This window comes from Streptomyces sp. NPDC053755 (assembly GCF_040677675.1).
GTDB lineage: Bacteria > Actinomycetota > Actinomycetes > Streptomycetales > Streptomycetaceae > Streptomyces.
Window position 1 is genome coordinate 1 of the sequence record NZ_JBFASK010000053.1, and the last position, 20,131, is coordinate 20,131.

At 74.1% G+C, this 20,131-nt stretch carries 18 protein-coding genes; 8 read left to right on the forward strand and 10 right to left on the reverse strand.

The features are described from left to right. Positions 1-174 precede the first annotated feature (174 nt). Positions 175-1,131 carry a helix-turn-helix domain-containing protein gene (locus AB0K65_RS30400; protein WP_365722181.1) on the forward strand — a complete coding sequence of 319 codons (957 nt, stop codon included), beginning with the start codon at positions 175-177 and terminating at the stop codon, positions 1,129-1,131. A gap of 149 nt (positions 1,132-1,280) precedes the next feature. Then, on the forward strand, positions 1,281-2,279 hold the full coding sequence (gene gap, locus AB0K65_RS30405; RefSeq protein ID WP_365722183.1) for a type I glyceraldehyde-3-phosphate dehydrogenase: 999 nt from the start codon (positions 1,281-1,283) through the stop codon (positions 2,277-2,279). Positions 2,280-2,432: 153 nt separating this feature from the next. Here the strand turns inward: gap and AB0K65_RS30410 are convergent, their stop codons facing one another. Further along, a complete protein-coding gene (locus AB0K65_RS30410; RefSeq protein WP_365722185.1) occupies positions 2,433-3,224 on the reverse strand; it encodes a PIG-L deacetylase family protein in 792 nt (263 codons plus the stop codon). Between the two features lie 325 nt (positions 3,225-3,549). Beyond that, positions 3,550-4,323 (reverse strand): response regulator, encoded by a 774-nt coding sequence (locus AB0K65_RS30415; RefSeq protein ID WP_365722187.1) that lies wholly within the window; start codon positions 4,321-4,323, stop codon positions 3,550-3,552. A gap of 108 nt (positions 4,324-4,431) precedes the next feature. On the opposite strand from AB0K65_RS30415, the gene AB0K65_RS30420 reads away from it, so the two are divergent. The 4 genes from AB0K65_RS30420 (at position 4,432) to AB0K65_RS30435 (ending at position 9,239) form a co-directional block, all read left to right on the forward strand. After that, complete coding sequence (locus AB0K65_RS30420; RefSeq protein WP_365722189.1) at positions 4,432-6,045, forward strand: ATP-binding protein; 1,614 nt, start codon at positions 4,432-4,434, stop codon at positions 6,043-6,045. Then, positions 6,042-7,265, forward strand: coding sequence for a fused response regulator/phosphatase (locus tag AB0K65_RS30425; RefSeq protein WP_365722191.1), 1,224 nt, complete (start codon positions 6,042-6,044; stop codon positions 7,263-7,265). The genes AB0K65_RS30420 and AB0K65_RS30425 overlap by 4 nt, the downstream gene beginning before the upstream one ends. Positions 7,266-7,455: 190 nt before the next feature. Then, positions 7,456-8,715, forward strand: coding sequence for an MFS transporter (locus AB0K65_RS30430; RefSeq protein ID WP_365722193.1), 1,260 nt, complete (start codon positions 7,456-7,458; stop codon positions 8,713-8,715). 170 nt (positions 8,716-8,885) lie between these two features. Continuing rightward, the gene (locus tag AB0K65_RS30435; RefSeq protein WP_365722195.1) at positions 8,886-9,239 is read left to right on the forward strand and encodes a hypothetical protein; all 354 of its coding nucleotides are present in this window, start codon (positions 8,886-8,888) and stop codon (positions 9,237-9,239) included. 154 nt (positions 9,240-9,393) lie between these two features. Here the strand turns inward: AB0K65_RS30435 and AB0K65_RS30440 are convergent, their stop codons facing one another. After that, the gene (locus tag AB0K65_RS30440; RefSeq protein ID WP_365722197.1) at positions 9,394-9,690 is read right to left on the reverse strand and encodes an antibiotic biosynthesis monooxygenase; all 297 of its coding nucleotides are present in this window, start codon (positions 9,688-9,690) and stop codon (positions 9,394-9,396) included. Positions 9,691-9,881: 191 nt separating this feature from the next. Here AB0K65_RS30440 and AB0K65_RS30445 point away from each other — a divergent pair, with 191 nt between their 5' ends. Beyond that, on the forward strand, positions 9,882-10,430 hold the full coding sequence (locus AB0K65_RS30445; protein WP_365722199.1) for a GNAT family protein: 549 nt from the start codon (positions 9,882-9,884) through the stop codon (positions 10,428-10,430). A 267-nt stretch (positions 10,431-10,697) separates the two neighbouring features. Further along, positions 10,698-11,318, forward strand: a complete 621-nt coding sequence (locus AB0K65_RS30450) for a response regulator transcription factor (RefSeq protein WP_365722201.1) — start codon at positions 10,698-10,700, stop codon at positions 11,316-11,318. Between the two features lie 35 nt (positions 11,319-11,353). On the opposite strand, the gene AB0K65_RS30455 is transcribed toward AB0K65_RS30450, so the two are convergent. The 7 genes from AB0K65_RS30455 to AB0K65_RS30485 all read right to left on the reverse strand — a co-directional run bounded on the left by AB0K65_RS30455 (position 11,354) and on the right by AB0K65_RS30485 (position 20,020). Then, positions 11,354-13,066 carry an ABC transporter ATP-binding protein gene (locus AB0K65_RS30455; protein ID WP_365722203.1) on the reverse strand — a complete coding sequence of 571 codons (1,713 nt, stop codon included), beginning with the start codon at positions 13,064-13,066 and terminating at the stop codon, positions 11,354-11,356. A 122-nt stretch (positions 13,067-13,188) separates the two neighbouring features. Beyond that, a complete protein-coding gene (locus tag AB0K65_RS30460; protein WP_365722205.1) occupies positions 13,189-15,174 on the reverse strand; it encodes an ABC transporter ATP-binding protein in 1,986 nt (661 codons plus the stop codon). 369 nt (positions 15,175-15,543) lie between these two features. Continuing rightward, positions 15,544-15,672 (reverse strand): SapB/AmfS family lanthipeptide, encoded by a 129-nt coding sequence (locus tag AB0K65_RS30465; RefSeq protein ID WP_015037662.1) that lies wholly within the window; start codon positions 15,670-15,672, stop codon positions 15,544-15,546. Then, the gene (gene lanKC / locus AB0K65_RS30470; protein ID WP_365722207.1) at positions 15,669-18,347 is read right to left on the reverse strand and encodes a class III lanthionine synthetase LanKC; all 2,679 of its coding nucleotides are present in this window, start codon (positions 18,345-18,347) and stop codon (positions 15,669-15,671) included. The genes AB0K65_RS30465 and lanKC overlap by 4 nt, the downstream gene beginning before the upstream one ends. A 185-nt stretch (positions 18,348-18,532) precedes the next feature. Continuing rightward, a complete protein-coding gene (locus AB0K65_RS30475; RefSeq protein WP_365722209.1) occupies positions 18,533-18,814 on the reverse strand; it encodes a hypothetical protein in 282 nt (93 codons plus the stop codon). A 474-nt stretch (positions 18,815-19,288) separates the two neighbouring features. Next, positions 19,289-19,528, reverse strand: a complete 240-nt coding sequence (locus tag AB0K65_RS30480) for a hypothetical protein (protein ID WP_365722211.1) — start codon at positions 19,526-19,528, stop codon at positions 19,289-19,291. Between the two features lie 96 nt (positions 19,529-19,624). Beyond that, positions 19,625-20,020 (reverse strand): WYL domain-containing protein, encoded by a 396-nt coding sequence (locus tag AB0K65_RS30485; protein ID WP_365722213.1) that lies wholly within the window; start codon positions 20,018-20,020, stop codon positions 19,625-19,627. Positions 20,021-20,131: the final 111 nt, after the last annotated feature.

The window sequence follows — 20,131 nt, forward strand, 5'->3', positions numbered from 1 at the left end:
CCAGGACCCACGCGACGGTGAGCAGGCCGGCGCGGGGCTCCCGACCCCCAGGGGACCTCGCCGAACGGCGTGCTTCGTCACGTCGGTGACGGGCAGCTCCGCGAGGACGGTGCCGTCGTCGCCCAGCCGGGGGCGTGGGTGTGTCGCGGCCACCTCCCCCCGTAGCCTTGACCTGTGCCGACCTCCCGCCTGCATCGCGTCGCCGTCCTCGTGCTCGAGGGCGCGAAGCCGCTCGACGTCGGCATTCCGGCGCAGGTCTTCACCACGCGCGCGAGCATGCCGTACGAGGTGCGCTTGTGCGGGGCGGCGCCCGGTCTCGTGACCGGCGGCGACGGCCTGTCGTACGACGTCGCCCACGGCCTCGACGCTCTCGCGTGGGCCGACATCGTGTTCGTGCCGGGCTACCGGTTCCCCGACCGCGACGATCCGCCACCGGCCGTCGTCGAGGCACTGATCGCCGCTCACGCACGGGGCGCGCGGCTCGCCGCCATCTCGACCGGGGCCTTCGCGCTCGCCGCGACGGGACTGCTGGACGGCAAGCGCGCCACGACCCACTGGCACTACGCCCAGGCACTGGCGGCGAAGCGCCCGCTCGTCCGGATCGACGAGAACGTGCTGTTCGTCGACGAGGGCAGCGTGCTCACCTCTGCCGGAGCGGCGTCCGGCATCGACCTGTGCCTGCACATCCTGCGCGGCGACCTCGGGGTGGCCGCGTCCAACCACGCCGCCCGGCGCCTGGTCGCGGCCCCCTACCGCAGCGGCGGCCAGGCCCAGTACGTACCGCACAGCGTGCCGGAGCCGCTCGGCGAGCGGTTCACCGCCACCCGCGAGTGGGCGCTTCGCCGGCTCGGCGAGCCGCTCACCCTCGACATCCTGGCGCGGCGGGCCGGGGTCTCCCCGCGGACCTTCTCCCGGCGCTTCGTCGAGGAGACCGGCTGCACGCCGATGCAGTGGGTCATGCGCGCCCGTGTCGACCTTGCCCGCGAACTCCTCGAGCGGTCACAGCGCAGCGTCGAACAGATCGCCACCGACGCCGGGCTCGGCACCGGCGCGAACCTGCGCCTGCACTTCCAGCGGATCCTCGGCACGACGCCGAGCGAGTACCGGCGCACGTTCACGCAGGTCGAGTAGGCCTTTGCGACCGAGCCCGGCGGCCTGGCGGTCTGGCGGTCTGGCGGTCTGGCGGTCTGGCGGGATCCTTGTGAACCGTGGCGATCTCGCCACTGTCGACGGCGCGCATGGCAGGCGAGCCTGGTGTCGACCCGGAAAGGACACCCCTCATGACTCGCATCGCCATCAACGGATTCGGCCGCATCGGACGCAACGTGCTGCGCGCCCTGCTGGAGCGGGACAGCGCTCTGGAGATCGTGGCCGTCAACGACCTGACGGAGCCTGCCGCCCTTGCCCGGCTGCTCGCCTACGACACGACGTCCGGCCGTCTCGGCCGCCCGGTGACCGTCGAGGGGAACACCCTCGTCGTGGACGGCCGCCGGATCACGGTGCTCGCCGAGCGGGAGCCCGCGCAGCTGCCGTGGGCCGAGCTCGGGGTGGACATCGTTCTGGAGGCGACCGGCCGTTTCACCTCCGCGAAGGCGGCCCGCGCCCACATCGACGCGGGCGCGAAGAAGGTGCTCGTCAGCGCCCCGGCCGACGGGGCGGACGTCACCCTCGCCTACGGGGTCAACACCGAGGCGTACGACCCGGACCTGCACACGATCGTCTCGAACGCCTCCTGCACCACCAACGCGCTGGCGCCGCTGGCCGCCGTCCTCGACGAACTGGCGGGCATCGAGCACGGCTTCATGACGACCGTGCACGCCTACACGCAGGAGCAGAACCTGCAGGACGGGCCTCACCGCGACCCGCGCCGGGCACGCGCCGCCGCCGTCAACATCGTGCCGACCACGACCGGTGCCGCCAAGGCGATCGGCCTCGTGCTGCCGAACCTCGACGGCAAGCTGTCGGGCGACTCGATCCGCGTCCCCGTCCCGGTCGGCTCCATCGTCGAGCTCAACACCACCGTCGCGCGCGACGTGACGCGCGAGGAGATCCTGGAGGCGTACCGGGCCGCCGCGCAGGGCCCGCTGGCCGGAGTCCTGGAGTACTCGGACGACGCGCTCGTCTCCGCCGACATCGTCGGCAACCCCGCTTCCTCGATCTTCGACTCCGAACTCACCCGCGTCGACGGCCGCCACGTCAAGGTGGTCGCCTGGTACGACAACGAGTGGGGCTTCTCAAACCGTGTGATCGACACGCTGGAGCTTCTGGCCACGCGCTGACGGCGTGCCGGGCCCCGCCCCCGCCGCGCCCTCGCCGGACGACGACGCCGCCGCGGTTCCCCGTGGCGGGCCGCCGACGGCAGGGGCCGGCGGGGCCGGCCGGCTTGGCCCGGTGCCTCCAGGGCGTGCCGGGCGGGACTTTCGCAACACGCCCTAAGCCTCCCAGGGCGGCTTCCCCTCGAACGCCAGGTGGTGGACGTCGAAGAGGACCGCCGCCTCGACGCCGAGCGCGGGGCCGCCCATCCGCGCCGCCCAGGTCAGGAACGGGCGGGGTTCGAAGCTCTGCTCCCCCAGGCCGCTGGTGTACGCGGCGTGGGCGGACAGCGAGGCGATGCCGCGTTCCAGGGGTTCTCCGGTGACGTCCACGGCGTGGGTGGGGCGTTCGGGGCCGGCCATGCACACGAGGCGGACGCCGCCCCAGGGCTCGAGGCCTTCGTCGGCCAGTTCCGGGAAGATCCAGCGGTTGCCCGCGTCCCTCGCGGCGTCCAGGGCCGCGAGACCGACCGCGCGGTGATCGGCCTGGTTGGTGACACCGGCGACCATCCGCACGGTGTACGCGCCCGTCACCACCACCTCGGGCCGGTGCCGGCGCATCGCGCGGACGATGTCGCGGCGCAGCGCGGGGCCGTACTCCACCACGCCGTCGCGATGGTCGAGGAACTCCACCGTGTCCACGCCGACCTCGCGGGCTCCGGCCCGCTCCTCCGCCTCGCGCAGCGGTCCGGCCTCGGCGGGGTGCAGACCGTCGATGCCCGCCTCGCCACGGGTGGCGAGCAGATACGTCACCCGTTTGCCCTGAGCGGTCCAGCGGGCGACGGCCGAGGCCGCGCCGTACTCGATGTCGTCCGGATGCGCCGCCACGGCCAGACATCGCTCCCAGTCCTCCGGAAGCTGCGGCAGTGGGCTCTGCGGGCCGAACGCGCCCGATTCGTCTCGCGTCGTCATGCACCGATAGTGGCGGCCCGTCCTCCCCGGTCCGCAGAGGCGCGCGCGTCCTCGCCGATCCGGGGAGGGGCGCGCGTTCCTCGCCGAGGGGAGGAGAGGCCCGTGTCGACCCGGATCCACAGAGGCTCGCGCCCTCCCGGGTCCCCGCGCAGGGGCGTCCCGGTCGACCGGAACGCCCCCCGCCACCGGACTCATGACCGCCGTGGAGAGCCCGGCCGCGACCCGGCCCGGCCCGAGCCGTGCTCAGGCGGGCCCGTACCTCGCCGCGCCGCGTCTCCCGTGAGGGCGGCGGCCGGTCACGGGCCCGCCGAGGGGCGGGGCCGCTTCAGGGGCGGGGCCGGGTGGCGGTGTCGAGGTAGAAGGCGTCGATGCTCTGTACGGCCTGCTCGAACTCCGCGAGGTTGACCGGCTTGGTGACGTAGGCGTTGGCGTGACTGCTGTACGCGCCGGTGACGTCGTCGGGAGCGGTGGAGGTGGTGAGGACGACCACGGGGATGCTCTGCAGGTCCTCGTCGGTCTTGAGGACCTTGAGGAGCTCGCGGCCGTTCATCCTGGGCATGTTCAGGTCGAGGACGATGAGGTCGGGCCGCGGGGTGCCCGGCGCGCGGAGGTGTTCCAGTGCGGCGACTCCGTCGGTGACCTGGACCAGATTGCGGGCCCCGCGCTCGGAGAGGGCTTCCTCGATGAGCATGGCGTCGGCGACGTCGTCCTCGACGAGCAGGACGTCGAAGGGGCGGGCGGGGGTGGTCATCATCGGATGCTCCGTGGTTCTTTCGTCGGAGGAGTGGTGGAAGAGGCCCGGCCAGCGGCGGCGGGCGCCCTGACGGGTCATGCCGCAGGCGGCGCCGATCTGCGGGTAGCCGGCGCCCGCGCGGGCGGCGGCCGCGGCCGCCTGCCGCTGGAGCCGTTCGGCGGCCCGCTGGAGGTGGTCCAGAACGTGGAGCAGGGCCAGTGCCTCGGCCGGGTCGTCCGGTGCGGTCCGGGAGGAGACGTTCAGCAGCCGACGAGCGAGGTGCTGCGCGAGGTTGCCGACCGCCGCGTCCGTGAGGGAGTCCGTCTCCTGCGGGGTGGTCCGCATCTCGAAGTTCTTGCCGGGCATGCCTTGCACTCTAGGTCCCCGAGGAGCTCCGCGACAACAAGCGTTGTCGCCCTCTAAAGTGTGCTGGCCCCCCGTTCGAAACGGCCGTCACCACGAGGAGTTCACACCATGACCGGCGATGCAAGGCAACCGCGTCTACGAGGGCTGTCCGCGTGGACGACCCGGCGGTGGCTGCGCGTAGGTGTGGCCGTGTCGTTGGCGGTCCTGGCCGTGCTCGGGGCCACCGGGGCATGGGTCCTGCAGCGGACCGAATCCCTCAGCAAGAACCTCGTGGACGTCCGGTCTCCCGCGCTGACCACGGCGATCCGCCTGGAATCGGCCATTCTCAACCAGGAGACCGGAATCCGCGGGTACGGACTCACCGGTACGCCGGAATTCATCACCCCGTACCGGCAGGGTCTCGTCGAGCAGCAGCAGGACGAGAAGCGGCTCACCGACCTGCTCCAGGGTGACGACGACGGGCTCGCCGATCTGCGGGCCGTACAGGACGGCGTGGCGAGGTGGCATGAGCGCATCGCCCGGCCGATCGCCGCGGCGCCGCCCGGCGCCGCCCCACCGCTGGCCGCCCGGCGGGCCGGGGAGGGCAAGGCCGCCTTCGACGCCGTACGGGCGGCCCTGAGCCGTCAGCAGGAACGGCTGCGGGCGGAGCGGGCCGGGGCGAGGGACGACCTGATGGCCACCCTGGCCATGCGGAACTGGGTGTTCAGCGCCATCGCACTGCTCATCGTCCTCCTCGCCATGCTGGTCTTCGAAGGGCTGCGCCGTGGCATCACCCTGCCCCTGGACCGGCTGGGCGCCGACGCCCGCACCATCGCCGGCGGCGACTTCGACCATCCCATCACCCCGACCGGCCCCGCCGACCTGCGCCGTCTCAGCGGCGAGATCGACTCCATGCGCAGGCGACTCGTACGGGAACTGGCCTTCACCGAGGAGGCGCGGCTGCGACTCGACGCGCAGGCCGCGGACCTCCAGCGCTCCAACGCCGAGCTGGAGCAGTTCGCGTACGTGGCCTCCCACGACCTGCAGGAGCCGCTGCGCAAGGTCTCCAGCTTCACCCAGCTCCTTCAGCGGCGCTACGGAGGGCAGCTCGACGCGCGGGCCGATCAGTACATCGAGTTCGCGGTCGACGGGGCCAACCGCATGCAGACCCTCATCAACGACCTCCTCGACTTCTCCCGGGTCGGCCGGCTGCACAACGCCCACCAGAAGGTGGACGTGGACGAGGTGCTGCGGCAGACCCTGTCCTCGCTGAGCGTCGGCATCGAGGAGTCCGATGCGACGATCACCCATGATCCGCTGCCGACCCTGATCGCCGATCCCACCCAGATGGGCATGCTCTGGCAGAACCTGATCGGCAACGCGGTCAAGTTCCGCCGGCCGGGCGAAGCGCCGCGGATCCACGTCACGGCCGCCCGCGAAGGGGAGCTGTGGCGGTTCACCGTCACCGACAACGGCATCGGCATCGCGCCGGAGTACGCCGACAAGGTCTTCGTGATCTTCCAGCGGCTGCACACCAAGGACGTGTACTCCGGCAGCGGCATCGGCCTGGCCATGTGCAAGAAGATCGTCGAGTTCCACGGCGGCACCATCGCCGTGGACACGGAGTACCGCGACGGTGCCCGTATCTCCTTCACCCTGGCACCCGAGCCGATGGAGAACCTCGGCTCCGGCCCGGACGCTCCTGCCGAGGCCCTCCGCCCCGCCCCGGAGCAGGAACGATGACCGCGGCCACGACCGCCGCTTTCGGGGGGACGTTCGGCGAGCCGGTGTACCGCATTCTGCTGATCGAGGACGACCTGGGCGACGCCGTGCTCGTGGAGGAGCTCCTCCTCGACACCGGGCTGCGGTTCGAGCTGACCACCCGGACCACCCTGGACGCGGCCCGCTCCGCGCTCGTCGGCAGCGCGATCGACTGCATCCTCCTCGACCTCCACCTGCCCGACGTGTCGGGCACCGACGCGGTCGCCGCCGTCCGCGCGCTGGCCCCGCACACGGCGGTGATCGTCCTGACCGGGCTGTCCGAGGCCCAGGCGGGCACGGAGGCCATGGCCGCCGGGGCCCAGGACTACCTCGTCAAGGGGAAGGTCGAGGCGGACCTCCTGGACCGGACGGTGCGCTACGCCGTCTACCGGAGCCAGACCGAACGCGCGAGCGCCGAGGCGCAGGCCGCCCGGCTGCGGGCGGAGGAGAACGCCCGCCTGGAGCGGGGCCTGCTGCCCCGCCCGCTCCTGGGCACCTCGAAGGTGCGGGTGACCTCGCGCTACCTGCCGGGCGCAGAGATGGCCCTGCTGGGCGGTGACTTCCTCGACGTGGTGGAGGGCGACGACGGCCTGTTGCACGCCGTCGTCGGCGATGTCAGCGGACACGGCCCCGACGCCGCCGCGCTCGGCGTCTGCCTGCGGATCGCGTGGCGCTCCCTCGTGCTCGGCGGACATCGCGGCAACGACCTGCTGCACCTGATGGAGCGCATCCTGATCGCGGAGCGGGACGATCAGCAGCTGTTCGCCACGTGCACCCTGCTCACCCTCGACCAGGACGCCGCCACCGCGACCCTCCATCTCGCCGGCCACCACGAACCGCTGCTCACCACGGTCGAGGGGACCAGGGAACTCACCGCCGCGCACGGCATCGCCCTCGGCATAGCCCCGGAGCTGCGCAGCTGGCCGTCCACGGTCATTCCCCTGCCGGTCACCGGAGCCCTGACCCTCTACACGGACGGTCTGACGGAAGGCCACGACGGAGCGCGGGGCGAGCGGCTCGGCGTCGAAGGGCTCCTCGCCATGATCGAGGACCTGCCGCCGGCTGACCCGGCCGCCCATGTCGACCTCCTCATCAAGGAGACGCACGCGCGGAACGCCGGTCGGCACTCCGACGACCTCGCCGTGCTCCGCCTGGACTGGGGCAGCGGTCCCGGCCGCTCCGCCGGGGGCCCCGGCGGCTGACCCGCGGCTCCGGTCGGCGCCGTGGCGGACGGCACGGTGGTCCAAGTTCCCGCGGACGGTCCGGCGAGGAGGACCGCGGGCGCCGCGGGGGTTCGGCGCGGGACCGCCCGGTCCGGCGCCCGGGTCCCCGCGGCGTCATGGCGGGCGCCCGCGGGGGCGAGGTGGTCACGGAGGGTGGAGGGTGTCGGGCATGGGTGGCGGGAAGCGGCCGGGGCGGCTGCGGGGCCGGCGGCTGGGGCGGCCCTTCGGGTGGCTCTGGGGTGCCTACGGGACCAGCGCGCTCGGCACGTGGCTCGCCTTCGGCGCGTTCCCGCTGATCGCCATCCAGGTGCTGCACGCCGGACCGGCCGAGGTCGCCGCGCTCTCCTCCGTGGGGGCCGCCGTCGGCGCGGCCGTGGCCGTGCCGCTCGGCCCGTGGGTGGAGTTCCGTCGCAAGCGGCCCGTGCTGATCGCGATGGACCTGGCGCGCTGCGCGGCGCTCCTGACGGTCCCCGTCGCGTTCGCGCTCGGCGCGCTGACCTTCGTCCAGCTCCTGCTGGTCTCGGTCGTCGTCGCGGCCGGCGACATCACCTTCCGCGCCGCCTCCGGCGCCTATGTGAAGACGCTGCTGCCCGCCGATGACCTGCTCGTCGCCCACGCCCGGTTCGAGTCCACGGCCTGGACGACCACCCTGATCGGACCGCCCCTGGGCGGCGTGGCGATCGGTCTGCTCGGGCCGGTGGCGACGGTCGTGGCAGACGCGGTCAGCTACCTCCTCTCGGCGGCGGGCATCCGCGCGACGGGCGGGCGGGAACCGCGGCCCGAACGCCGGCGGGCCACGCGCATGCGGGCCGGGGAGCTGCTCGACGGCTGGCGGTTCGTCCTCGCCGACGCGGCGCTGCGCCCGCTGTTCCTCAACACCGCCCTCTTCAACGGCCTGGTGATGGCCTCCTCGCCGCTGCTGGCCGTCCTGATGCTCGGCGACCTCGGCTTCGCCCCCTGGCAGTACGGCCTCGCCTTCGCCGCGCCCTCGATCGGCGGCCTGCTCGGTTCACGGCTGGCCGGACCGCTCGTCACCCGGTTCGGGGGACACCGGATCCTGGTGGCGTCCGGGGCCTTGCGCGCGGTCTGGCTCGTCGGCCTGCCCTTCCTGGGGCCGGGCACCGGCGGGCTGGTCCTGGTGATGTGCGTCGAGTTCGGGCTCATCCTCTGCTGCGGGGTCTTCAACCCCGTCTCCGCCACCTATCGCCTGGAGCGCACCCCGGCGGGCCGGGTCGTGCGCACGCTGACCGCGTGGTCGGTGACGACCAAGGCGACGACCGCGCTGCTGACGGCCCTGTGGGGCCTGCTGGGCGCTCTGGTCGGCGCCCGCACGGCCGTCGGCCTGGCCGGCCTGCTCCTGCTGGCGACGCCGCTGCTGCTCCCCCGCCGCACGGCGGCGCCGCCCGGTCCGGAGCCGCGTCACACATGACCGCGGGCCCGCCACAACCGATCGGCACCGCTCCGCGTCCTTCTCCTCAAGCCGTCTCCGGTCACCCGGGCGGAGCGGCGTCCGCAGGGGAGGCCATCATCGGTACAGCCACGTTCGAACCGCCGGGCCGGAACGTACGGCGCCGCGGGACGACCGGAATCGCCGGAATCGTGCTGGGCGTCGTCGCGGGCGTGCTCCTGAGCGCTGTCGTCCTGACCGCGGCGTGGTGGCCGCGCACCGAGGTGACGTACCGCAGCTCCGCGCCCTCCGCCGTCGTCTACGCCGACGGGTCGCCGCACTTCCTGTCGCTGGTGCACCGGTACAGCCTGTCCGGACAGCAGTCCTACCGGATGGTCGTCGGCAGGGATCCCGGCGCCTCCTACGGACACTGGGTGGACGTGGACGCCGCCCTGGGGGCGAGCGGAATCGAGTCCGCGACGTGGACGGAGTCCGGAGTACGCGTCCGCTTCCCGACCGGCCACGAACTCTTCGTCCCCGCCCGTTCCTTCCTGTACGGCAGGTGACCCGGAGAGGCCGCGGAGGCTGCCTTGTCGCCGCTGCCTCGGGGGCTCCCCCGCGAGCCGCGGCCCGGGGTCCCTGCCCGGCTCTTCCCCGCGAGCCCGCGAGCCGCCGCGCGGGGCCCCTTGCCGGGCGCTCCGCGCAGAGCCGTGCCGCCGGTCAGCCCAGGGGCGCGGTCGTGAAGTGCCGCACGCGCAGGGGCGCGTCCAGGTACTCGTCCTCGCCCGGGAGGACCACGGGCTGGTCCCTCCAGTGCTCGCCGGCGTACTCGACCAGGTCCTGCTCACCGCGCCAGCGACTGACGTACAGCAGCGAGTCGGGCGGCGCGAGCAGGACCTCATGGTCGACCAGCCCCGCGTAGCGGCCGGGGAACTCGCGTACCGCGGAGACGATCATCTCGCGGAACTCCTCGAACCGTTCGGGACGTACGCGTGCCTCACTCACCCTGATGATCACGGCCGCCAGGGTGTCACGCGCACCGGCACGGCGCCACCCCTCCGCCCCGTCGGCCGGAGGCCCGACGGGGCGGAGGCCCGACGGCCGACGACGACGCGGCCGGGGGCACCTCCGTGCCCGAAGCGCCACGGGGCGTGCGTGCCAGGCGTTCCCGGCCAGGCGGGATTCGCCGCACGTCCTAGCATGGGCTCATGTCCACCACCTCGTCACGGGTCGAACTGTGCCCGCTCACCCTCGCCGACCAGGACGAGTTCTGCTCGCTCGTCAGGGCCAGCGCCGAGCTCTTCGGGCCGTACATGCAACTGCCCACGAACGCGGCCGAGTTCCAGCGCTGGATGGGCCGCTTCGACGACGGCACCAATCTCGGGTTCCTCATCCGGGTACGGGAGAGCGGTGTGGCCGCCGGGACGGTCAACATCAACTCGATCATCCGAGGCCGGTATCAGGGCGCGTCCCTCGGCTACGCGGCTTTCGCTCCGTCCGCGGGGCGGGGCTACATGGCCGACGGGCTCGCCCTCGTCCTGCGGCACGCTTTCGAGGAGCTGCGGCTCCACCGGCTGGAGGCGAACATCCAGCCGGCGAACAAGCCGTCCCTGGCCTTGGTGCGGCGCCTCGGCTTCCGCTACGAAGGCCTGTCGCCCGACTACCTCTACATCGCCGGGGCCTGGCGCGACCACGAGCGCTGGGCCATCGGCGCGCCCGATCCCTGGACGCCCGATCCCTCCCTTCCCGAGGTCTGAGCGCGACCCGCGTCACGCCGTCCGGGTCGCGCCCTGTCCGGCACAGGGCGGTGGGATCCGGACATTCCCCGCTCGCTCCCTTCGCCGCCGTCCCGCCGCGGCCTGCGCCGCCGTCGGAGCCACGGCACGGGTTTCGGCCCGAGCGCTCCGGAGTGCGCCCCCCGTGCCCCTGGTGCCGCGTTCTCGTCCGGAAGGCGAGGGCAGAGGGGTGGGGGTGACTGCTCGCGCCATGCTCCGATCGCATGGCGGAGAAACGAAGGGGTGGGAATGATAAGAGTGACGGTGGTCTACGAGGCACAGCTCCTGCGTGACGCGCTCGTGGACCTGCTGCGGTCGAGCGGGGTCCTTGCCGTCTCCTCGCTGCCCCACTGGCCGCAGGGGCCGGCGTCCGTGGCGTCGGCGCCGGACGTGTACGTCGCGGACGCCGAATGTCTCCCGACCACCGCGGTGGTACCGGCCACCGCCTCCGTGCCGCCGTCGACACCCGCGGCGGCGCCGGCGGGTGGTTCCGCCCTGCTGGCGCTGATCCCCGCACAGCGCCCCGGAGTACTGCGCAGGGCGCACGCGGCGGGGGCGACCGGGTTCGTCGACAAGAACGGTTCGAAGTGCCGATTACTCGAGGCCGTGCAGCGGGTCGCCAAGGGGGAGCGCTTCATCGACGACACACTCGCCCTCGGGTTCCTCCAGGCCGCGGAGATGCCTCTGACCCGTCGTGAGCTGAGCGTTCTCTCGCTGGCCGCCAACGGGGCGCCGGTCGCCGAGATCGCCGCGACGCTGTACCTGTCCAAGGGAACCGTCCGCAACTACATGGCGAGCGTCATCCGCAAGGTCGGCGCGCGCAACCGGGTGGACGCCATCCGGATCGCCCAGGGCGCCGGGTGGACCTGACCGCCACCGCGTGACGCGTCCGCGGACGCGCCCTCTCACCCCGGCACGTCGTTCCAGTGCCCCACCAGGTCACGGTAGAGGGCGGAACGGACGAGCAGCTCCTCGTGCGTGCCGTACTGGGCGCGGGTGCCGTCGAGGACGAGGATCCGGTCCGCGCGGAGCGCGGACGACAGCCGGTGGGCCACGACGACCGACGTCCCGGGCCGGGCGCGCAGGGCGCGTTCGGCCGTGGCCTCCGCGACGGGGTCCACATGGCAGGTCGCCTCGTCGAGCAGCAGCAGCGGAGCCGCGGAGAGGTGGGCGCGCCCCAGGGCGATCAGCTGGCGTTCGCCGAGTGAGAGGGCATCAGGCGTCAGGGCACGGTCGAGCCCGCCCACACGGTCGACGAGCGGTTCCAGCGCGAGGGCGCGTACGGCCTCCTCGACGTCGGACCGGGAGGCGCCGGGCCGCAGATACCGGAGGTTGTCCCGCAGGGTGCCCGTGAAGACGTACGCCTCCTGCGGGATGAGCACGCGCAGCGCCGCGAGTTCCGGCGGGCGGCGGTCTCCGACGGGGCGGCCGAAGAGCCGTACGTCCCCCCGGTCGGGCGTCAGCAGTCCCGCCACGACGTGCAGGAGGGTCGACTTGCCGATGCCGCTGGGGCCGACGACCGCGATGTGCTCGCCGTCCTCGACGGTCAGTTCCAGATCGTCCAGTACGGCCCGGGCTCCCGGTCCGTAGGCGGCCCGGACGCGGCGCAGCTCCAGCGCGGCGGTGGCGCGGCCCGCGCGTCCGGGAGGTGCGGGCTCGGGGATGGCGGGGCGGGGAGGGGATGCGGGCAGCGGCCCGGTGAGCCGGTCGAGGATGACGAACAGCCGTGCTCCGGCGGCGCCCAGGACGGTCATCAGGGTGTGCAGGGCGGGCAGCAGCGCCTGGAGGACGTAGGTGAGCGCCCCCACCAGGGCGCCCGCGGTGACGCCCTGGCGCAGGAGCCACGGCGTCGCGGCGAGCAGCAGGAACACCGGCAGCTGTCCCGCCGTCGCCACGGAGAGCGTGCGGGCGGCCGCCCAGCGGGCCATGGCGCGCTGGGCGGCGGCGGCCTCCTCGACGGCCCGCCGGTTGCGCGCGGCGGTCGTCTCCTGCGTGCCGCAGGCGACGATGTCCCGCAGGGCGGTGCGGGTGATCTCGGCGCGCCGCCCCACGGCCTCGTCCGCGTCGAGGTAGCGGTGCTGGGCCCGTGCCAGGGGTCGCAGGGAGGCCGCGAACAGGGCGAGGCCCAGAACGAGTGGCGGGAGGACGACGAGGAGGAAGTGCGGCGCGAGCGACAGGAGGCCGACGAGGGCTCCTGCGGCGACGAAGACGAAGGAGCGGGCCGCGAGCACCAGTCCGGCGAAGCTGTCCCGCGCGATCTCGGTCTGACTCGTCAGCCGGGACACCGCGGTCGTGTCCACTGATCCGCCCGGGGCGGTGGCCGCGCGCAGGGCGCGCGCCACCGATCGTCGCACGAGGTGGTCGCGGAGCGGTTCGGTGAGGTGAGGAAGTTGGGTGAAGACCCCGCGGACGACCGGAGCGCCGAGGAGGATGGCCACGGCGGCGCCCGCCAGCCAGAGCAGCCCGGTCGCCAGGGCGCCCCGCAGGAATCCGTCGTCCAGGGAGCGGGCCACGCAGTAGCCCCCGAGGAAGGTCTGCGCGGACTCGGCCGCGGACCATGCGGCCAGTTTGACCAGCACGCCTGTACGGCGGCCGAGGAAGACCCGGCCCGACGCCATGACGCGCCGGGAGGTCCGCGCCTCCGCGGCGACCGGTCCCGGTTCCGCGGCGTCCGGCCTCGTTCCGCCGGCGCTCCGCCGTGTCGTCGTTCCCGTCGTCCGGCCCGTGCCCGATGTCCCTTTCACTCGCCCGCCCCGGGGTCGTCGCGGGTCGTCGGACCGGTGGGGCGAGGACGCTGGGCGACACCGGTCGGGGCCGGCCGCGGCGAGGCCGAAGCCGCCGACCGGGGCGCCCTCGTGCCGGCGCCCGGATGAGCCCCGTCGCCCGTCCGCCCGGCGGCATGGGCACCGGCGCCCGCCAGGGCGTCCGCATCCGCGTGCGCCTCGGCCGTCTGGCCGCCCGCACCGGAGCCCGCGCCCGCGCCGCCGGGCGGAGGCGGTGCGCACGGCGCCGGTGCCTCGGGCAGGAAGACCGCGCGGTAGTCCGGGTCCTCCTCCCACAGCCGGCGGTGCGGCGCGCACCGCCGCACGCGGCCCGCCTCCATCCAGACCACCCGGTCGGCGCGGGCCGCGGTGGACACCCGGTGGGCGACGACGAGCTTGGTGCACGGGCGCAGCGCGGTGGTGAGGGCCTGCTCCACCTGGCGTTCGGTGGCCGTGTCGAGGCTCGACGTGGCGTCGTCGAGGATCAACAGCCGACCCGTCCCCATGAACGCCCGGGCGATTCCCAGGCGTTGGGCCTCGCCGCCGGAGAGGGGCGCGTCGTCCAGGGGCGTGTCGTATCCCAGCGGCAGCAGACGGATGAAGGTGTCGGCGCTCGCCGCCGCCGCCGCCTCGCGGACCCTCGCAGCCGTGGCGGGGCCCGCTGCGGGGCCGGTCCCGGCGGCGAGCGCCGTACGGACCGTGGCGGCGGCGTCGAAGGCGGGGCGCGCGAAGGCGTAGGCGGTGGCCCCGCGCAGTTCGGCGTGGGTCAGCCCGGCCAGGTCGACGCCGTCCAGGAGGACGCGTCCCTCTTCGGGGTCGGTCAGCCGGCCCGCGACGGCGGCCAGGGTCGATTTGCCGGAGCCGGAGCGGCCCACGATCGCGACCGTCGACCCGCCGTCGATCGCGAGCGTCACGTCCGTGAGCAGGGGGACACCGTCGCGCACCACCCGCACGCCCCGCAGTTCCAGGTCGCCCGGGCCGTCGGCCGGCAGGACGGCGGAGCCGTGCGGCATCGGTTCGAGATCGGCGAGTTCGGCGGTGCGGCGGCCCGCGCTGCGGGCGCGGACCAGGGTGCCGAGGGGTGCCGCGATGCCTCCGATGCCGGCGGCGAGGGCCGCGTAGCGGGAGGCGGCGAGCAGTTCGCCGACGGTGACCTCCCCCGCCGCGAGGCCGGCCCCCGCCACCGCCACGACGGCCGTGGTGAGCAGGGGGAGCAGGACGCCGCTGCGGGCCACGGCGCGGCCGTGGACGAGCCACATGCGCGTTCCGTGCCGGGTCATGTCCTCCAGCGGGGCGAGGATGCGCTCCTCCTCCCGGCGTGCCGTGTCCGCGGCGGCGATCGTTCGGGCGCCGCTCAGCGCTTCGCTCAGCCGGGCGGCGACGGCGCCCTGCGCCTGCTGGTAGCGGCCGACCGAGTCCGAGGACTGGTGGGCGAACGCGCGCAGCAGCAGGAGGAGCAGCGGCAGGCCGGCGACGAAGACGACGGCCGTCCAGGGGTCGATCAGCGCCAGCGCCACGAGGGCACCGACCGGGACGAGGACGGACGTGACCGAGCTCGCGAGAGCCGCGGGTGCGGTGCCGGTGTCGGTGGCGTTGACGCACAGCCGGGCGGCGACGTCGCCGCCGGAGTGGGGCGCCGCCCGGTGGGGGGCGGTGCCGAGCAGGCCGGTCAGCGCGCGCAGGCGGACCCAGGCGGTGGCGCGGGCGTTGGTGAGCTGGGTCAGCAGGACCGCGGTGGTCTCCAGCAGGACTTCCGCGGCGAGCAGGACGGCGGCCCACACGAGCCACGTGCCCGCGTCGGGGTGCCGGCGCAGCAGCAGGTCCAGCGTCCTGCCGGCGAGGGCGGGGACCGCGAGCGAGCAGGCCGCGCCGGCGGCCGAGCAGGCGAGCAGCACCGCCGTGGTGCCCGCGGTGTGCCGTACGGCGCCGCGGAGCAGCCGGTCGGTACCGGTGGGCGAGGTCATCCGACCCCTCTCTCCTCGCTGGAACCCGTCACGAGCACTCCGCGCGGGGCAGTCGCGCGGGGGCCGCCGCGCGGGAACTGCTCGCGGGGTTCTCCGGCGGGAGGTCCTCGCGGCTTCTGCCCCTGGAGAACTCCTCGCGGGTTCTCCCCTCGGGCGACTCCCCTCGGGTTCTCCTCGCGGGCTCCCCTCGGGCTCCCCTCGGGCGGCTCCCCGCCGAGTTCTCCCCTCGGGCGATTCCTCGGTGGGACGGCTCTCTCGCCGGGCCGCGCGCGTCCGGTCCCCGACGGCCGGTGCCCCGGGAGCCGCGCTCCAGGGGCACCGTGACTCCGTGCCGGCGCCGGAGGCGCCGTGCGCGGGAGCCGGATGGGGTCAGTTACAGGTCGTCACGCTGAGGCTGCTGTCGCCGCAGAGCAGAAGGCTGGCGCGGCTGCCGGTCTCGACGTCGCCGATGGCCTCGTCCTTGGGGGTCTCCAGCGACTGCAGGTCGAACAGGTTCATGATCGTTTCCTTTCGTGTGGGGACGGTGGTGCTGTACGACCCCGGTGCGGGGCCGGTTCTTGGGGCCGCGGAAGCGGCGGAAGGAACGGCAGGTGGGCCGGGCGGTCGCCCAGCGCTGCCGAGAGGGCCAGCAGGACGCCCGCGGTGCCGGTGGCGAGGTCCATGGAAAGCCGCATCATCTGTTCGCCGGGGAAGGCGAGATGACCCTCGTAGGACATCGCGTGCCAGGTCAGGCAGCCGACCTGGCGGCGTACGTCCTCGGGGGCCGTGCCGGGGCCGCCGGCGTTCGTGCGGGCGAGGTGGAGCACCATCCCGGCGGCGCCGCGGAAGAGACCCGGCTGGGCGTAGAAGGTGGCCTGCGCCGCCTGCACGATCTCGCGGCGGGCCCGGTCGAGGGCGTCGTCGCGGCGGTGGAGGAGGTAGTCGTCGATCACCATGCCGATGCCCACGCTGCCGGCGCCGAGGTACGGCATCGTGCGCCAGCCCTCGTCGACCTGCAGGGTGCCGGAGGCTCCGCGCACACAGCGGGTGAGGTCGTCGTGGAGCGCCTCGGCGGCGAGGTCGAGCAGCGCGGTGTCCCCGGTGCGTTCGTAGAGCCGCACGAACAGCAGGGCCCGGCCTGCCGCGCCGTGCAGGAGACCGGTCCGCACGCGGCCCGGCGGCGCCTGCGCGTCCCGGGAGGACGCCCGGGACGGGCGGGCCGTCAGTTCGGCGCACCGCATCGCCGCCGTGTGCAGGCCGGTCTCGCCGGTGGCGGTGGCCAGGGCGTCCAGGGCGAGACCGATTCCGGCCGTTCCGCCGTGCAGATCGGGGGCGAGCCCGTCGTGGTCCTGGTCGAGGACGAGTTCGGCCAGTTCGAGGGCGGACGCCGTGTGCCCGAGCCGCTGGAGGGTCCACGCGATGCCGGTCAGCCCGTCGTAGAAGCCGAGCGGGGTGCCGGACTCGGGTTGCTTGGCGTGCCGCAGAAGCCGGTCCTCCGCCGCCGGGCACCGTGCGGCCCCGCTCTCGCGCAGGGCGTGGAGGACTCCCGCGGTGCCGTAACCGAAGGACATGCCGCCGCCGGCCGTGGCGAACTGGGCGATGTCACCGGGGAAGAAACGATCCTCCCGGTCGGGCGTCGCCGACGCCCGGATCGCTCGCACCATCGAGTCGCGGCTGCGTGGCCAGTCCCCCGGTTCCTCCGGCAGGTAGCGGTCGCGGCCCACCGGGCGCCCGGGTGCCTGTCCACGGTCGCGGGGCGGATCGCCGCCGGGATCACGCGTGATCTCCCGTACCGCCGCGTCGAGGAAGCCGGACGGCAGCGGGAATCGGGCCGCCGCGACCTCCGCCAGGTGCGCGGCCTTGGCCCGGTCCACGGCGAGCAGGCTCGTCAGGGGGACGAAGAGGGCGATCCTCAGGCACGCGAGGGCGTAGCGGTCGACGTCGAAGCCGCGCCGGTCGGCGGGTGCGACGAAGGCCGGGTTGGCGACGGTCTGCCGGCCGCCCTCCGCGGCGGGCTGGGCCGCCTCGAAGTCGAGCAGCACCACGGAGGACTCGTCCTCGGACACCATGATGTTGAAGAGGTGCAGGTCGTTGAAGACGATCCCGCGGGCGTGCACCGCGGCCACCGCCTGCTCGACGAGTCCGTGGATCCGCAGGGCCCAGTCGGTGTACTCGGCGAGCCGATCCGCCGGGGGATCGGCCTCCATCAGCGGGTGCCGGCGGGCGAAGAAGGTGTTGAGCGGCCTGCCCTCCACGAATTCCAGGGCAAGGAAGTGGTGGTCGCCGATCGTGAAGCTGTCGAGGACCTCCGGTGTGCAGGCGAGCCCCGACAGCCGCTCCAGCGCGGCGCGCTCGCGGTGCAGCCGGATCACGGCGTCGGCGCCGTCGGCGGCCAGCCCGGCGTAGGGGCGCGCCTCCTTCAGTACGACCCGCCTGCCGGTCTTCCGGTGCCGGGCCTCGTACACGCCGCCGCCATTGGAGAAGTGCAGCGCCTTGTCGATCTCGTACGGCATCTCCTGGACGGTCACTGCGGCCCTGGCGTCGAGGTGCGGCCGCAGGAAGGGAGGCGGAGTCACCCAGTCGGGCACGCGGAAGACGGGCCCGCGCTGATCGGGTACGAGGGTGCCGGAGCCGTCCTCGATGGCCGGCCGCAGCTCTCCGTGCTCGTCGTAGCAGTGCCGCCGGGTGAAACTGCCGTACCGCAGGTGCACGGGGCCGCGGCCCCACCGCAGGTCGCTGAGGATGTAGGGGCCGGGCTCGCCGTCGAGCAGTCGCGCCAGATCGGTGGCCACGCGCTCGCACTGCTCGTCGTCCGCCGGGTACACCGTCACGAACTTGCCGCTCGCCGCGCGGTCCGCGTACTTGGCGTTGCGCTGGTGCAGCAGATAGCGGCTCGGTACGAACTTGAAGGCCACCTCGTGTTCCAGGCAGTGGTCGCGAACCGTCGCGAGGACCTTCTCCGCGTTGTCGAGACCGGCCGAGACGTGGATCTTCCAGCCCTGTGAGGGGAGCGGGCGGTCCACGGGACGCAGGGCGAGCCAGTCACCGGTGCGGTGGGCACTCCAGCCCTCCGGGACGGGAAGCGTGGCGGGCCCGTAGAGGGAGTCGCCCGCTCCGTCGGCGAAGACCAGACGGTGCGGCGCGTCGTAGAAGTGACGGTCGGCGTCGCAGAAGACCGCGTACCCCTTGTTCACAACGCACTCCCTCGGTCGGTGACGGACACGACGTTGTCACGGCTCACATGGGCCCCGACAGTCGCCGCTGTCACCTTCCGTATGTGCGGTACGCATAGGTAACCAAGGCCCCACGCGTGGGGCCTGCGGAAGCACAGGGGTCTCCTCGGCAGGGCGAGCGAGCGGGGACCGCGCAGCCGGCACGTTCACGGCCGCGTCTCTCCCTCGTCGAGCGCGGCAAGACCCTCCTCCCAGCGGGTCCGCCGCTCCTCGTCGGTCTGGTCCCACCACGGCGCACCGCGCTCTCCCAGCGCCGTCTTCGCGGTGTGCACCCTGGCCCGGGCGTCGCGCTCGGCCTCCCGATCGCCGGCACGGAGGGCGGCGCCCACCGCTCGCCGTGCCGCCATCAGATGGCGCCGCAGCCGGGCACCGGCCTCGTCCGGGACGGCCGGGTCGGTGGCACGCCAGCGCCGGCCGCCGATGATCACGTGGTGCCCGTCGGGGCTCCTCTCGGGAGGGCCGGAAGGGGCGGAAGGGGATCTCGACGTCACCGCACGCGGGTGCCCTGACCCGACAGGGGAGAACCCTTTCCGCGACCCTCACGCCCACATGGCGGCCGAGGGGGGAGGGTGGGGAGGCGGCGTGGCTGACCGGTCGCCCCCGCCGGGCCGTCGCCGCCGTCCGCCGTGGCGCGGCGGCGAGGGCGCCGCAGGCCAGGGGGCGACCAGCGGCCTCGGAGCACCGCCCGGGAGGCATCTCAGGGCCGTGACAGCACGAGGGCGGGGCACTCTGGGCTTCATCATGCCGGCGGCGCGGACCGGATTCCACGGGAGAAGGACGGGGCGGCCCGCACCGGACGAGGGCGGAGTGGCCGAGGCGCGCCGACACAAGGGCGGGGGCGCCCAAGCACCCCCGCCCTCCCTCACGCGTTCTCCCGCTTCCGGCGCGGCCGCCCGCCCGGACTAACCGGTCGGTTCCTGCGGTGCGGGCGTGCCCGGGCCGGCAGGGGTCCCCTCGCCGTCGCGCTCCTCCCCCGCCTCCTGTTCCCCCTCCTTCTGGTCGGGCTCCTCGGACTCGGGCCTGCCGGTCTTCGGCACCCGGATCTCCGGTGCGCCGGTCCCCGCCGGAGGCAGATCCGGCGTGACCGCGTCGTCACTCGCCGGCACACGGTCCGGAAGCTCCGGCTCGGGGGCACTCTGCATCGCTGTCTCCTCACTCGCTGGTGAACCCGGTGCACCCCTCGACTGCCCCGCCCGGCGGCCGTCACTCTTAGGCGCCCCGTCCGGAACCCCCGGCCGTCACTCGCCGGTGGCCGCCTCCACCCCGACCCGAATCCCTCCGGACACCCTCCCGGCGACGCCGTACGCCCGGGCCAGGACGGCGACCGTCCCGGCCATGGCTCTGCGCGGTTCCGCCGGTGCGACGGCCTCGACGGCGCCGCCGAGCCTCAGTAGTTCTCCGCACGCGTGCGACGCGCTCTCGGTCGGGATCTCCGCTTCGACCCACCCGTCGTCACCCAGGGAGGTCGCGGTGGCCTCGACCGCCCGGACCACCGCCGGGGGAAGGTCGTCCGGCAGACGAAGGCGTCCCCGCGGGGACAGCCGTGCCGGTGTGGCGACGTGCCTGGAGGTCGTCGAGGTACGAGGACCAGTACGCGCCCAGGTCGCCGTCCGGCGGCCGGGCCAAGCGTTCATCGCTCCGCGCCGCGTCGAGGCATTGCGAGACCCGGCAGATCCCTATGCGGGTCTGCGCTGCCCCGCGAGGTACCGGACGCCGGATGTGAGCACCAGGCCGTAGGGGCGAAG